Origin of the sequence: Streptomyces broussonetiae (genome assembly GCF_009796285.1) — a bacterium.
Lineage (GTDB): Bacteria > Actinomycetota > Actinomycetes > Streptomycetales > Streptomycetaceae > Streptomyces > Streptomyces broussonetiae.
In genome coordinates this window covers 3,983,775-3,998,103 of record NZ_CP047020.1, presented here as the reverse complement: position 1 = coordinate 3,998,103, position 14,329 = coordinate 3,983,775, and the positions used below count along the sequence as shown (strand labels likewise).

10 protein-coding genes and 1 other RNA gene are annotated in these 14,329 nt (G+C 72.5%); 9 read left to right on the top strand and 2 right to left on the bottom strand.

Going from position 1 to position 14,329, the window contains the following annotated elements:
- Positions 1 to 107 precede the first annotated feature (107 nt).
- Entirely contained in the window at positions 108 to 3,818 is a 3,711-nt protein-coding gene (locus GQF42_RS18520; protein ID WP_158921345.1) for an FtsK/SpoIIIE domain-containing protein, read from the bottom strand.
- Between the two features lie 373 nt (positions 3,819 to 4,191).
- Between GQF42_RS18520 and GQF42_RS18515 the strand changes: the two genes are divergently transcribed.
- From GQF42_RS18515 to GQF42_RS18500, 4 genes are all read left to right on the top strand, one after another.
- Positions 4,192 to 5,850: a serine/threonine-protein kinase gene (locus tag GQF42_RS18515; RefSeq protein ID WP_158921343.1), complete on the top strand. Its 1,659-nt coding sequence runs from the start codon at positions 4,192 to 4,194 to the stop codon at positions 5,848 to 5,850.
- Between the two features lie 144 nt (positions 5,851 to 5,994).
- Positions 5,995 to 7,227, top strand: coding sequence for a serine/threonine-protein kinase (locus GQF42_RS18510; RefSeq protein WP_158921341.1), 1,233 nt, complete (start codon positions 5,995 to 5,997; stop codon positions 7,225 to 7,227).
- Between the two features lie 44 nt (positions 7,228 to 7,271).
- Positions 7,272 to 8,378, top strand: coding sequence for a peptide chain release factor 2 (prfB, locus tag GQF42_RS18505; RefSeq protein WP_158921339.1), 1,107 nt, complete (start codon positions 7,272 to 7,274; stop codon positions 8,376 to 8,378).
- 298 nt (positions 8,379 to 8,676) lie between these two features.
- Positions 8,677 to 9,723, top strand: a complete 1,047-nt coding sequence (locus tag GQF42_RS18500; RefSeq protein WP_158921337.1) for a hypothetical protein — start codon at positions 8,677 to 8,679, stop codon at positions 9,721 to 9,723.
- A gap of 103 nt (positions 9,724 to 9,826) precedes the next feature.
- Here the strand turns inward: GQF42_RS18500 and GQF42_RS18495 are convergent, their stop codons facing one another.
- Positions 9,827 to 10,018: a hypothetical protein gene (locus GQF42_RS18495; RefSeq protein ID WP_023550109.1), complete on the bottom strand. Its 192-nt coding sequence runs from the start codon at positions 10,016 to 10,018 to the stop codon at positions 9,827 to 9,829.
- Positions 10,019 to 10,256: 238 nt separating this feature from the next.
- On the opposite strand from GQF42_RS18495, the gene ftsE reads away from it, so the two are divergent.
- From ftsE to ssrA, 5 genes are all read left to right on the top strand, one after another.
- Positions 10,257 to 10,946 (top strand): cell division ATP-binding protein FtsE, encoded by a 690-nt coding sequence (gene ftsE, locus GQF42_RS18490; protein ID WP_158921335.1) that lies wholly within the window; start codon positions 10,257 to 10,259, stop codon positions 10,944 to 10,946.
- Between the two features lie 34 nt (positions 10,947 to 10,980).
- Complete coding sequence (gene ftsX / locus GQF42_RS18485) at positions 10,981 to 11,898, top strand: permease-like cell division protein FtsX (RefSeq protein WP_158921333.1); 918 nt, start codon at positions 10,981 to 10,983, stop codon at positions 11,896 to 11,898.
- Positions 11,899 to 11,965: 67 nt separating this feature from the next.
- The gene (locus GQF42_RS18480) at positions 11,966 to 13,150 is read left to right on the top strand and encodes a S41 family peptidase (RefSeq protein ID WP_158921331.1); all 1,185 of its coding nucleotides are present in this window, start codon (positions 11,966 to 11,968) and stop codon (positions 13,148 to 13,150) included.
- A 57-nt stretch (positions 13,151 to 13,207) separates the two neighbouring features.
- Positions 13,208 to 13,750, top strand: a complete 543-nt coding sequence (gene smpB, locus GQF42_RS18475; protein WP_153535457.1) for an SsrA-binding protein SmpB — start codon at positions 13,208 to 13,210, stop codon at positions 13,748 to 13,750.
- Between the two features lie 107 nt (positions 13,751 to 13,857).
- Positions 13,858 to 14,226, top strand: a transfer-messenger RNA (tmRNA) gene (gene ssrA / locus GQF42_RS18470).
- Positions 14,227 to 14,329: the final 103 nt, after the last annotated feature.

Sequence of the window (14,329 nt, the reverse complement as noted above, 5' to 3'; positions counted from 1 at the left end):
TGCGGTCCGGTGTACGCCGGGCGGCTCAGGGCGGGCAAGAGCGCCTGCGGTGTCAACCCGCCCATCGTGACCGGCTCGTGACCGGGAGTGTATGCGTCTCGCTTCGGCTACAGCAGGGACGGCACCTGAGCCGCCGCCACCTCCCGGGCCGCCCGCTCCACGGCGCTCGCCAGCAGGGCCAGGTCGGTCGGGCCGTTGCCCAGCTCCCGCACGGGCCGGCGGGTCGGCGGGTCGCCCATGCGCTGCCAGTCCAGTGGTAGGACCGTGGGCCGCTGGGTCGCGGTACGCGGGATACGGCCTGTCACCCGGCCGCCCTGGAAGCCGATGGTCCGCCCGTCCTCGTACGCCAACTGCCCACGGCCCGGAGCCGGTTCGTTCGGTCCCTCCTGGGGGGCGTCGAGCGCGACCCGCAGGGTCGCCCTGCGCGCGGGCTCGGTCTGGGCCGTACGGCCCCCCGTCCCGGCCGCCGCCACCAGGTGCACGCCGAGCCGCTCGCCCTCCCGGGCCACCGCCTCCAGCGCCCGCATCACCGACCCTGCGGCGGGCCGGCCCGGCGAGCCGAGCGCGGGTGAGACCAGCGCGTCCAGGTCGTCGACGACCACCACGAGGCGCGGCAACGGGGGTACCGCCTCGGCCTGTTGGCGAGCGGCGGCCCCCGGCCGCAGCCGCAGGGTGGTGCTGGGCGGGGCCTCTATGTCCCCCGAGCCCGACGTGCGCTGTGCGACGACACGGCCCGGCACGGCACGCCCCGTGTGCCACTCGGCGAAGTCCGTGCGGCCCAGCAGCTCCGCGCGCCGCTTCAGCTCGGCGGCCAGCGACTGTGCGAACTCCCGCATCCGCACGGGGTCGTTGGCGATGAGGTGGGTGGTGACGTGCGGTATGTCGGTGCACACGCGCAGCCCTTCGCCGCGCCCGGCGCCGGTCCCGACCCCGTCCCGCCCGTCTATCAGCACCATGCCCAGCCGGTCGGGCCGTTCGGCGGCGGCCAGCGAGGCCACCACGGCCCGCAGCAGCTCCGTACGGCCGCTGCCGGCCGGTCCCTCGATCAGCAGATGCGGTCCGTCGGCCACCAGGTCGGCGGTGAGCGGCCCGCGCGGTCCGGCACCGAGCACCGCCCGTGCCCGCCCGCCCAGTGCCTGGGCGTCGTCCGCCGCGTCCGCCCAGCGTGCCATCAGCGACGCCGGGGTGGCCCGGGCCAGCCCCAGCTCGTCCAGCAGCCGCGCCGACCGGGGCAACGGCGTGGCCACGCGCGCGTGCCGCTCGGCGACCGGGCCGTCCGGACGCAGCGGTGCCAGCGCCCGCGCGAACCGCTCCGCCCAGGCGGCGGACACGGCGTCCACGGCGGCGAGGACACCGGGGGACACGGGCCCGCCCGGCGCCACCCGCACCAGCTGCAGCGCGCTCGCGACATCCCCGCTGAGCAGCGCCACGGCACCGCAGTGCCGGAACGTCGGCGTCACCGTGCACGCGGCCTCGTACGCCGCCGCCACGGGGGAGGCGGACGAGGCGGGCTCGGTCTCGGCGAGAGACACCACGTGCACCCCGGCCCGCGGCCCCGCCACGGCGAGCCGCGCGAGAGCGTCCTGCAGCGCGGCTCCACCGGGGTCGCCGTCCACGACGACGACGGTGTACGGCCCGGTGAAGCCCCCGGTCCCGGCGCCGTCCACGCCGTCCCTGGCCCAGGAGGGACGACGGGCGGACGCGGCGCCGGGGTGGTCGGGGTCGGCACGCCGGATGGGCGTGCCCGGGGCGGTGGCGGGGTACGCGCCGTGGCCGGGGGCGTGCAGGGCTGCGGCTTCCCGGGCGGCTGCGCCGGGCATACCGGGGTGCCCGGAGGCCGGGACCCCGGGCACGGGGTGGCCGGGTGCCGGTTCGTGGGCGGGCAGGCCGTGGGCCACGGCGGGTGCGCCGTGGGCGGGCGGGCCCGGTGCGTCGGTCGGCGATCCGGGCGCGGCCGGGCCCGGATCGCCGACCGACGCGGTGTCCCAGGGTCGGGCGGCAGAAGGGCCGAAGGTGCCGGGGCGGCCGGTGGCTCGGGGTGCCGTGGGGTCGCTCGAGGAGGTGCCACGGGCGGGCGGGCCCGAGACCGGGGGACGGGCGTGGGCACCCGGCAGCGAGCCGTACGCGGTGGTGGTGGTGCCCGGCGCCCCGTCGCCGGACCTGGTACCGGGCGCCGGGGTGCCGGCGGGCCGGGCCGCGCCTCTGTCCGCCGCCGCGTGGTCGTCCACCCGGCGCAGCAGTTCCTGGGTGCGCGCCGCCGCCTGTTCGCGGTCGTAGGCCAGCAGCAGCCGGCAGTCCTGGCCGTGGCCCGGCCGGACGTGCGGGAGCCAGCCCAGCCAGGACCACTCGGCCGTGCGCTCTTCCACCGGACGCGAGCGGTCGGCGCTGATCAGCACGATCTCCAGCAGATCGGGGGAGTGCACCGCGGCGAGCTGGGCCAGCACCGCGCGGGCCAGCCCGGACAGCCGGGGGCGCGGACCGGCCAGGCCCAGTGAGCCCGCCTCGCGCAGCGCCGCCGTCACGGGCACGGCGGGCAGCAGGGCCGAACCGTCCGGCGCGCTGCGGTCGGCCGTGCCGAGCCGCACGGTCAGCGTCTCCGGGTGTCCCGGCCCGCGCTCCCACAGGCGAGGGCCGGGACCCAGCGCCGTCAGCAGCAGCGCGGCGGGATCCGGCCAGGTCTCCGGCCGGCGCGGGGCACCCTCCGCCGGGGCGTCGCCGGGGGAGTGGGCGGCCACCGCGGTGCCGTACGCCTCCTCGCCGCCGGGCTGCTCCGTGCGCCCGCCGGCCAGCCGCCGCGCCCACTTGCCGAGCCCGCGCCGCCGCACGCCGTGCGGGGCGTCCGTGCCGCGCAGGGGAGTGTTCTTGCGGCCGGTGTCCCGTGGCTGCTCGCCCGGCCCGCCGACCCCGAAACGCCCCGCGTGCGTGTCCCCGCCGGAAACGGCACCGGGCACGTACTCGATGCCGGGCGCCCCGCCCTGCCCGGGTACGAAGGCCGAGTCCGCCCGCTGGTGTTCCTGCCCCTCGCCCACGAAGGCGCCGGCCGCAGCCGCCGACGAGGCCTGTACGGGCGGTACGGACGGGAACCCGGACCCGGGCCCGGACTCCTGCGCGCCCGCACCCGGCAACGCCTCGCCCGGCAGCGCTTCCCGAACGACCCGGACGCACCCCTCCCCGTCGGCGACCGTCCGCACCCGCGCCCCCGGCCCCCCGGAGGGAGTGACCCGGAGCGCCGACTCCCCGATCCGCAGCAGGCCTCCGGCGGGGAACCGCACCGGCCGCTCGCCCACCCGCACGCCGTCGAGCGCCGTACCGTTCGTGGAGCCGAGGTCGGCGACCGAGACACGGCCGTCGGCGCCGACCGTGACCGCGCAGTGCAGCCGGGAGACGTCGGGGTCGTCCAGCGGCACGTCCGCGTCTGCGGAGCGGCCCACGCTGATCCGGCCGCCGTGCAGCAGATGGACCCCGCCCGCGTCCGGCCCCGCGACGACGTGCAGCTGGGTCGGCGCGTCGTCCAGCTCGGGATGCGGCTCGGGGGCCGCCGGGGCGCCCAGGGACAGCACGGCGCCGTCGACCAGCGGGGGCTCGCCGAGGGCGCAGCGGCGCGGGTCCAGACGCTCGGTGCCGGCGTACAGCACCACGGGGGAGCCGGAGGCGTCCCGGCCCGCGCCGCTCTCCCCGGTGACCGCCCCGGCCAGCGCGGACGCGACCGCGGCCAGGTCCGTGCCCGTGGGCGCCGTGACCAGCACGTCGCGGCTCGCGGCGCGGCCCCGCTGCGGAGACGGGCCCAGCGGGTCTACGACGGTCAGCCGGATCTGCATCGGCGTCAGCGGTCCCTTCTGCGCGGGTCTGCGCGGGCGCGGACTTCCCCCCACCCCACACGAGCACGTCGGCCAGTACTGGGAGGCATCCTCGCACCTGCCACTGACACCGCGCCCGGCACCCGGTAACAAGTGATCTTGATTGGTCGGCTCTGCCCCCAAAAGTGCCTGACCAGTGATCCGCCGGCGATCAGTTGAGATCGGTCACGTCCGTCCTGCGGCAACCGGCGGACCGGTGCGCGCGTCTTTCCGTCGAACACATCGAACATGCTCGGGAACGTTTGCGTAGTGCTCTCAGGGGCGGCACTACAGTGGGTCGGAACAACCGGAACGCAGGCAAGCAAGCATCAGCAAGCAGCAGGGAGCGCGTGACGTGCGGCCAGTCGGCAGCAAGTACCTGCTTGAGGAGCCGCTCGGACGCGGCGCCACAGGCACCGTCTGGCGTGCCCGCCAGCGCGAGACCGCGGGTGCCGAGGCGGCCGTACCCGGGCAGCCCGGCGAGACGGTCGCGATCAAGGTCCTCAAGGAGGAGCTGGCGAGCGACCCGGACATCGTGATGCGCTTCCTGCGCGAGCGCTCCGTGCTGCTCCGGCTCACCCACCCGAACATCGTCCGGGTCCGCGACCTGGTCGTCGAGGGCGATCTGCTGGCGCTGGTCATGAACCTCGTCGACGGCCCCGACCTGCACCGCTACCTGCGCGAGAACGGCCCCCTCACCCCGGTCGCCGCCGCGTTGCTGACGGCCCAGATCGCCGACGCGCTCGCCGCGAGCCACGCCGACGGCGTCGTGCACCGCGACCTGAAGCCCGCCAACGTGCTGCTCGCGCAGAACAACGGCCAGATGCACCCGATGCTGACCGACTTCGGCATCGCCCGCCTCGCCGACTCCCCGGGCCTGACCCGCACCCAGGAGTTCGTCGGCACACCCGCGTACGTGGCACCGGAGTCCGCCGAGGGCCGCCCGCAGACCTCCGCCGTCGACATCTACGGCGCCGGCATCCTGCTGTACGAGCTGGTCACCGGCCGCCCGCCGTTCGCCGGCAGCACGGCCCTGGAGGTGCTCCACCAGCACCTGAGCGCCGAACCGCGCCGCCCCTCCACCGTCCCGGACCCGCTGTGGACGGTCATAGAGCGGTGTCTGCGCAAGAACCCCGACGAGCGGCCCAGCGCCGAGAACCTCGCACGCGCTCTGCGTGTCGTCGCCGAGGGCATCGGCGTGCACGCGAACGCCGCGCAGATCGCCGCCGCCGAGGGTGTGGGCGCGCTGCTCGCCCCCGACCCGGCGCCGACCGCCGTACCGGGCGTGCCCGGCGCCGCCGACCCCACCCAGGTGCTGTCGGCGAACGCGCCGCAGCAGGCGTACGACCCGAACGCGGCCACCAGCGTGCTGCCGCACACCGGCGGGCCGGCCGGCGCCGCCGACCCCACCGCCGTCCTGCCGAACACGGGCGCGGCGGACCCGACCGCGGTGCTGCCGAACACCGGCCCGCAGGGGCAGCAGCCCGACCAGCCGCACCCCTGGCAGACCCAGCTGCGCGCCGCGCGCGACCGCAACGAGCAGACCCAGATCCAGTACCTGGCCCCGGAGGACGACCCGCTGCACCACCGGCCCCAGCGCCAGGTCGCCCGCCCCCAGCAGCAGCCGCGCCCGGCCCCGCAGGCCCGTCCGCAGCAGCCGCAGCCGCGCGGGTACCAGCAGGGGTACGGCTATGCGCCGCAGCAGCCCCAGCAGTACGCCCCGCCGCAGCAGCCGCAGCGGTACGCGCCCGCCCCGGAGCCGCAGCGTCCCGCCCGCGAGCCGCGTGAACCGCGCCGGCGCAGCGCCAACCCGATGAAGATCCCGGGGCTCGGCTGCCTCAAGGGCTGCCTGTTCACGATCGTCATCCTGGTCGTGGCGAGCTGGCTGATCTACGAACTGACCCCGGTGCACACCTGGGTCGGCCAGGGCCGCAGCTACTGGCACGAGGTGACCCACTGGGCCGGCCAGATCAGCAGGTGGGCCAAGGACCTGGGCGGCTCCTCGGGCAACTGATCCCGGGACGCCCCGGTATCCGATCGCGAGTTTGCGGATTTGTCGACATCTGGCGGGTGATTTCCGTCTCCGCGGTGAAGGTTGGCTCGTCGGACGCGTAGTTTTAACGGCACCACGCGACAACGCGCGTCTGTAGGAGCAGTCTTGGCACGGAAGATCGGCAGCCGGTACACCGCGAACCAGATCCTGGGGCGGGGCAGCGCCGGCACGGTGTGGCTGGGCGAGGGACCGGACGGCCCCGTCGCCGTCAAGATGCTGCGCGAGGACCTGGCCTCCGACCAGGAACTCGTCGGACGCTTCGTCCAGGAGCGCACCGCGCTGCTCGGCCTGGAGCACCCGCACATCGTCACCGTGCGCGACCTCGTGGTCGACGGCAACGACCTGGCCCTGGTGATGGACCTCGTCCGCGGCACCGACCTGCGCACCCGGCTGGAGCGCGAGCGGCGGCTCGCCCCCGAGGCGGCCGTGGCGATCGCCGCCGACATCGCCGACGCGCTCGCGGCGGCCCACGCGGCCGGGGTCGTCCACCGGGACGTCAAGCCCGAGAACGTACTGCTGGACATGCAGGGCCCGCTCGGCCCCGGCGGCGCCCACCCGGCGCTGCTCACCGACTTCGGCGTCGCCAAGCTGATCGACTCGCCCAGGCGGACCCGCGCCACGAAGATCATCGGCACTCCGGACTACCTGGCCCCGGAGATCGTCGAGGGCCTGCCGCCGCGCGCGTCCGTCGACATCTACGCCCTCGCGACCGTGCTGTACGAGCTGCTGGCCGGCTTCACCCCCTTCGGCGGCGGCCACCCCGGCGCGGTCCTGCGCCGGCACGTCACCGAGACCGTCGTACCGCTGCCCGGTATCCCGGAGGAGCTGTGGCAGCTGCTCGTGCAGTGTCTGGCCAAGGCGCCCGCCTCCCGGCTGCGGGCCTCGGAGCTGGCGGCGCGGCTGCGCGAGCAGCTGCCGATGCTGGTCGGAATGCCCCCGCTGGACGTGGACGAGCCGGACCAGAGCGAGGAGCCCGCGGCCCAGGAGCAGGCCCCGTCGGCTCCGGCCGGCGACGAGCCGGTACGGCGGCGGGGAGCGGTGTCGCTGGTGCCGGGCGCCAAGCCGGACTCCAACCGGGACACGCACACCTCGATGCGGGTGCCGGGGCCGGACGAGCTGGCGGGGGGCGCCCATGGGACCGCTCGCGCTCCCCGGGCCACCGGTGCGCCCCGGCCGGGCTCGGCCCGGCACCGGGCGGCGATGCGGCGGCGCCGGATCACACTGGGCGTGGCAGGGGTGGTCGTGGCGGCCGTGGTGGGCGTCGGCGCGTGGCTGGCCTCCTCGGGCGGGGGCGACCAGCAGCCGGCGCAGGACACCCACAGCACGTCGGCGCCCTGAGACGCCCTGCCCGGGTTCCTTGCCACAGCCGTTACGCTGGAGGCGTGGCAGTCGTCGATGTATCCGAAGAGCTGAAGTCCCTCTCCTCGACCATGGAGTCGATCGAGGCCGTCCTGGACCTCGACAGGATGAGGGCAGATGTCGCCGTGCTCGAGGAGCAGGCGGCCGCGCCGTCCCTGTGGGACAACCCGGACGAGGCGCAGAAGATCACGAGCAAGCTCTCCCACCTCCAGGCCGAGGTCCGGAAGGCGGAGGCGCTTCGCGGCCGGATCGACGACCTCGCCGTCCTCTTCGAGATGGCCGAGGAGGAGGACGACCCGGACACCCGTGCCGAGGCCGAGTCCGAGCTGGCCGCGGTGCGCAAGTCGCTGGACGAGATGGAGGTGCGCACCCTCCTGTCCGGCGAGTACGACTCGCGTGAGGCGCTGGTCAACATCCGCGCCGAGGCCGGCGGTGTCGACGCCGCCGACTTCGCCGAGAAGCTCCAGCGCATGTACCTGCGCTGGGCCGAGCAGCGTGGCTACAAGACCGAGCTGATCGAGACGTCGTACGCCGAGGAGGCCGGCATCAAGTCGACCACCTTCTCCGTGCAGGCGCCGTACGCCTACGGCACCCTCTCCGTCGAGCAGGGCACGCACCGCCTCGTGCGCATCTCGCCCTACGACAACCAGGGCCGCCGTCAGACGTCCTTCGCGGGCGTCGAGGTGCTGCCCGTGGTCGAGCAGTCCGACCACGTCGAGATCGACGAGTCCGAGCTGCGCATCGACGTCTACCGCTCCTCGGGCCCCGGTGGCCAGGGTGTCAACACGACCGACTCCGCGGTCCGCATCACGCACCTGCCGACCGGCATCGTGGTCTCCTGTCAGAACGAGCGCTCGCAGATCCAGAACAAGGCCACGGCGATGAACGTCCTCCAGGCCAAGCTGCTCGAGCGGCGCCGCCAGGAGGAGCAGGCCAAGATGGACGCCCTCAAGGGCGACGGCGGCAACTCCTGGGGCAACCAGATGCGTTCGTACGTCCTGCACCCGTACCAGATGGTCAAGGACCTGCGCACCGAGTTCGAGGTCGGCAACCCGGAGGCCGTGTTCAACGGCGAGATCGACGGGTTCCTCGAGGCCGGAATTCGCTGGCGCAAGCAGCAGGAGAAGTAACTTTGTCGACATGACAACTGCCGCCCGAGAGGCGGCAGTTGTTGTTATGTCTGGGTTTTACATCACAATTACAGGCTTCAACTCATCACAAACGCCCATTCAAAGGACATCGCGCCCGCAACGGCCTTGACGTTGCTTTGAAGAATGGGAAGAGTTGCCCGCGGCATGCGTACTTGCGGGGCGCATGTGAACCGGGGGAATGAGTTGACGCGCTTCGTCACCGGCTGCCCCCCGTCGATCACGGCTAATGCCCCACGCGCCGCCTCATTGACGAACAGCTACTGGGGGTAGCAACCATATGACGAAGAAGACGCGGATCCGGGTCGCGCGGATAGCCGCGGGCGCCGTGATCGCGGCCGGTGCGTCACTGACCGCAGCCGGCGCGGCCTCCGCCGCGGGCATCGATGTCCAGGCCGGACCGATCAGCCTGGGCGTGCACACGGACGCCGGGAACGACGACGGCGGCACCGATGGCGGCGGCTGCCCGGTCGCCGTCTGCACCGACGGCGGCACCACCGATGGCGGCACCAACGGCGGCTCGACCAACGGTGGGACCACGGACGGTGGGACCACGGTCGGTGGCACTGTCAGCATCGGCGGCACCACGGACGGTGGCAGCACCGACGGTGGCTCGACCAACGGTGGCTCCACCACCGGCGGCACCACGGACGGTGGCTCGACCAATGGTGGCACCACGGACGGTGGCTCGACCAATGGTGGCACCACGGACGGTGGCTCGACCAATGGTGGCACCACGGACGGTGGCTCGACCACCGGCGGCACCGCGGACGGTGGCTCGACCACCGGCGGCACCGCGGACGGTGGCTCGACCACCGGCGGCACCGCGGACGGTGGCTCGACCACCGGCGGCACCGCGGACGGTGGCTCGACCACCGGCGGCACCACCACCGGCGGCACCACCACCGGCGGCTCGACCACCGGTGGCTCGACCACCGGTGGCTCGACCACCGGTGGCACCACCACCGGCGGCTCCACCAATGGTGGCTCGACCACCGGCGGCTCCACCACCGGCGGTTCCAGCACCACCGGCGGCAGCTCCACCGGCGGCTCCAGCACCTCGGGCGGCTCCGGCAGCACCGGCGGCAACAACGACAACCCGCAGGGCGGCAGCGGCAAGGCCACCCAGGACGCGGGCTCCTCGACGCTGACCGACACGGGCTCCGGCAACAAGGCCCAGGCCCAGGGTGGCGACAAGCAGCTCGCCGAGACCGGTGCCGGCCCGACCGAGTTCCTGCTCATCGGCGCCGCGACGATGATCGCCGGCGGCATCGGCTTCCGTGTGCTGCCGCGCCTGATGAACGGCCGGGGCGGCGCCGCGGCCTGACCGTAGCCCTACGGTCACGCAGCGCACGCACCCCGCATGCGCAAGGGCCCGGAGCTTGGCGCTCCGGGCCCTTCGCCGTCTCGACGGCACCTTCCGCCGCGGCTCAGGCGGTCTGGTGCGCCAGCAGCGCCACCGCGGCGATCAGCACCGCCAGCAGCGCGATCAGCGCCATCGGGTTCACCCCGCCCAGAAAGCCCTCTTGCTGCAGTCGCTCGCGGTTGGCGCGGCACACCGGGCACCGGCCCTCGCTCACGGGCGCCGCACAGTTCGCGCACACCAACCGGTCGTACGTCATGCGCTCGCCCTCCTTGCACCGGCCATCACTACGAAAACGCTCTGGGGAACGAGAACGTTCCCCACTCCACTGTGCCAGGTTCCCGCAAGCCGTGCGCGGGCCCCCGGGAGAGCCGAACGGAAACAGGGGCCGGTACAAAAACGTACAAGTCTTGCCCAAGCTCTACCTGCGACTGCACTTGCACACCCGGTTCGCGTATGGTCACGCTCATCTACCCCCGGCGACCCGTGGTGCATCCGTGATCCGATTCGACAACGTCTCCAAGGTCTACCCCAAGCAGACCCGCCCCGCGCTCAGGGATGTCTCCCTGGAGCTGGAGAAGGGCGAGTTCGTCTTCCTCGTGGGGTCCTCCGGCTCCGGAAAGTCCACCTTCCTGCGGCTCATCCTCCGTGAGGAGCGGTGCAGCCACGGCCAGGTGCACGTGCTGGGCAAGGACCTCGCCCGCCTCTCCAACTGGAAGGTGCCGCAGATGCGCCGCCAGCTGGGGACCGTCTTCCAGGACTTCCGGCTCCTGCCGAACAAGACCGTCGCGGAGAACGTGGCCTTCGCCCAGGAGGTCATCGGCAAGTCCCGCGGCGAGATCCGCAAGTCGGTGCCGCAGGTGCTCGACCTCGTCGGGCTCGGCGGCAAGGAGGACCGTATGCCCGGCGAACTGTCCGGTGGCGAGCAGCAGCGCGTGGCCATCGCGCGGGCCTTCGTCAACCGGCCCAAGCTGCTCATCGCCGACGAACCCACCGGCAACCTCGACCCGCAGACCTCCGTCGGCATCATGAAGCTGCTCGACCGCATCAACCGGACGGGCACCACCGTCATCATGGCGACGCACGACCAGAACATCGTGGACCAGATGCGCAAGCGCGTCATCGAGCTGGAGAAGGGCCGCCTCGTCCGCGACCAGGCCCGCGGCGTCTACGGCTACCAGCACTAAGCAAGTTCACGACGGAAAGGCTTGACCCGACGCCATGCGCGCCCAGTTCGTCCTGTCGGAGATCGGAGTCGGTCTCCGCCGCAATCTGACGATGACCTTCGCCGTCATCGTCTCTGTCGCCCTGTCCTTGGCTCTTTTCGGCGGCTCGCTGCTGATGAGCGACCAGGTGTCCACCATGAAGGGCTACTGGTACGACAAGGTCAACGTCTCGATCTTCCTGTGCAACAAGCACGATGCCGAGTCGGACGTCAACTGCGCCAAGGGCGCGGTCACCGAGGACCAGAAGAAGCAGATCCTCGCCGACCTGCACAACATGCCGATCGTCGAGAAGGTCTCGTACGAGTCGCAGGACGATGCCTACAAGCACTACAAGGCGCAGTTCGGCAACTCCCCGCTGGCCAGCTCGCTGACGCCGGACCAGATGCAGGAGTCGTACCGGATCAAGCTCAAGGACCCGCAGAAGTACCAGGTCGTCGCGAGCGCCTTCAACGGGCGTGACGGCGTGCAGTCGGTGCAGGACCAGAAGGGCATCCTGGACAACCTCTTCCAGCTGCTGAACCTGATGAACCGCGGCGCGCTCGGCGTGATGGCGATGATGCTGATCGTCGCGCTGCTGCTGATCGTCAACACGGTGCGCGTCTCGGCGTTCAGCCGCCGGCGCGAGACCGGGATCATGCGCCTGGTCGGTGCCTCGGGCTTCTACATCCAGGCGCCGTTCATCGCGGAGGCCGCGGTCGCCGGACTCATCGGCGGCGGACTGGCCTGCGTGGCCCTGCTGGTCGGCCGGTACTTCACCATCGACCACGGCATGGACCTCGCCCACAAGCTCCAGCTCATCAACTTCGTGGGCTGGGACGCGGTGTTGGCCAAGCTGCCGCTGATCCTCGCGACGAGCGTGCTGATGCCGTCCTTGGCGGCGTTCTTCGCGCTGCGCAAGTACCTGAAGGTGTGACGCATGCCAAGAGGGCCGTACGGGCAACCGCCCGTACGGCCCTTCGCGTTGTCCTAGACTCACGGCCATGTCAGGCCGAGACCTGTTCTGCCCGCCCCGCCGCATCCGCCGCGGGGCCACCCTGACATTGGTCTTCGCCGGCGTCCTGGTCGCCGGTGCCGCCACCGGCTCCTTCCCGGAGGCCGGCCAGCCCAACCGCAAGCCCGCGTTCGGCCCGGCGGCCACGGCCACCACCCCGCACGAGGACGTCCAGAAGGCCGCCGCCGAGGCCGCGGCCGACGGGAAGTCCCCGATGGAGGCCGCCGAGCGGGCCGTCAGCCGCAGCGGCGACCGCTGGGGAGCCGTCTACTCCGAGGGCGAGTACCAGGAGTTCCAGGAAGCCCTCGACGGCAAGTACACCGGCGTGGGGCTGTGGGCACGCCGCGAGCAGGACGGCCGGATCGAGGTGACCAGGGTCCAGCCCGGCTCGCCCGCCGACCGGGCCGGCATCCGCAAGGGCGACCGGCTCACCAGTGTCGACGGCAGCAAGGTCGACGGCCGCCCGGTCACCGACGTGGTCGCGTTACTGCGCGGCGACGCCGACGACGCGGCCGCCGGGACGACCGTCACGCTGGGCCTGGAGCGCGGCACGCGCGCGTGGAGCGAGAAACTGCGCCGGGCCAGCCTGTCCACCGACTCGGTGAGCGTGAGCAGGCTGCCCGGCGGGGTCACGGTCATCAAGATCGCCGCGTTCACCAAGGGATCCGGCGACGCCGTCCGCGCCGCGGTGCGCCAGGCCCCGGCCGACGCCGGGATCATCCTCGACCTGCGGGGCAACTCCGGCGGCCTGGTCACCGAGGCGGTCGAGACCTCCTCCGCCTTCCTCGACGGCGGCCTGGTCGCCACCTACGACGTCGACGGCGCCCAGCGCTCCCTGCACGCCGACCCCGGCGGCGCCACCGCCCGGCCGCTGGTCGCCCTGGTCGACGGCGGCACGATGAGCGCCGCCGAGATGCTCACCGGCGCCCTGCAGGACCGGGGCCGCGCGGTGGTGATCGGCTCCCGCACCTTCGGCAAGGGCTCCATCCAGATGCCGACTCGGCTGCCCGGCGGATCCGTCGCCGAACTGACCGTCGGGCACTACCGCACCCCCTTGGGCCACAGCGTCGACGGTCGCGGTATCACCCCCGACCTGGATGTCGGGCAGGCCGACGGGCAGGCCGCCGTGGAGCGGGCCGAGACCGTGCTCGGCGGCCTGGGCGACGCCGATTAAAGGCTGGCCGCCGGACCCCTGTGTAGTGCGAAAATGGACGGCACTATGAGCAAGGGAATGTACGTACCCAAGGAGTCCCAGCCCAAGCAGGGCGGCGGGGCCGCCAAGGCCAGGGACGGCGAGAAGGGCGGCAAGCGCAAGATCGTCGCCCAGAACAAGAAGGCCCGGCACGACTACGCGATCATCGACACCTACGAGGCCGGGCTCGTACTCATGGGCACCGAGGTCAAGTCGCTGCGCGAGGGACGGACCTCGCTGACCGACGGCTTCGTCCAGATCGACCGCGGTGAGGCGTGGCTGCACAACGCCCACATCCCCGAGTACCACCAGGGCAGCTGGACCAACCACTCCGCGCGCCGCAAGCGCAAGCTGCTCCTGCACCGCGAGGAGATCGACAAGCTGGAGTCGAAGTCCCAGGAGACCGGGCACACGATCGTGCCCCTCGCCATCTACTTCAAGGACGGCCGGGCGAAGGCCGAGATCGCTCTCGCGCGCGGCAAGAAGGAGTACGACAAGCGCCAGACCCTGCGGGAGAAGCAGGACCGGCGCGAGTCGGACCGCGCGATCGCGGCGGCGAAGCGCAGGCAGCGCGGCGTGTAGCCAGGGAATACGGTGGCATCGGCGTGGGTTGGTCACGTACGATGGCGCCAACACCGGATGAACCCGGTGTGTGCGTTGAGCTGTATTTAATTCAAGAGTGGCAACATGGGGATGATCGGTTTCGACAGCGGCTGTCGAAGCAGGGGAAGCGTGTCGAGGAAGCGGCAATGATCTCGTAAACCATATGTCGCAAAAAATAATCGCCAACACCAAGCGCGATTCCTTCGCCCTCGCTGCCTAAGTAGCGACTTGCGAAGTGTCAGCCCGGGGCTGTTCCCGACCCGGATCCTGGCATCAGCTAGGGAACTAAACCTTGATCCCGGTCACGGGGTGAAGAGGGAAACCAAACAGTGACTGAGCCCGTCGGCGACTTGTTCGCGTGATCGCCGGGGCTGAGAAAATCACAGCGAACTGCACACGGAGAAGCCCTGATTCCGCACCGTTGGACGCGGGTTCGATTCCCGCCATCTCCACTCATCCCATGTGGGCACAGGCCCCGTCGCTGCGAGCGGCGGGGCCTTTGTCATGCCCGGACATGCCCTGAGCTGCGCGTTCATCATTTGTTGATCCCCGCGTCGG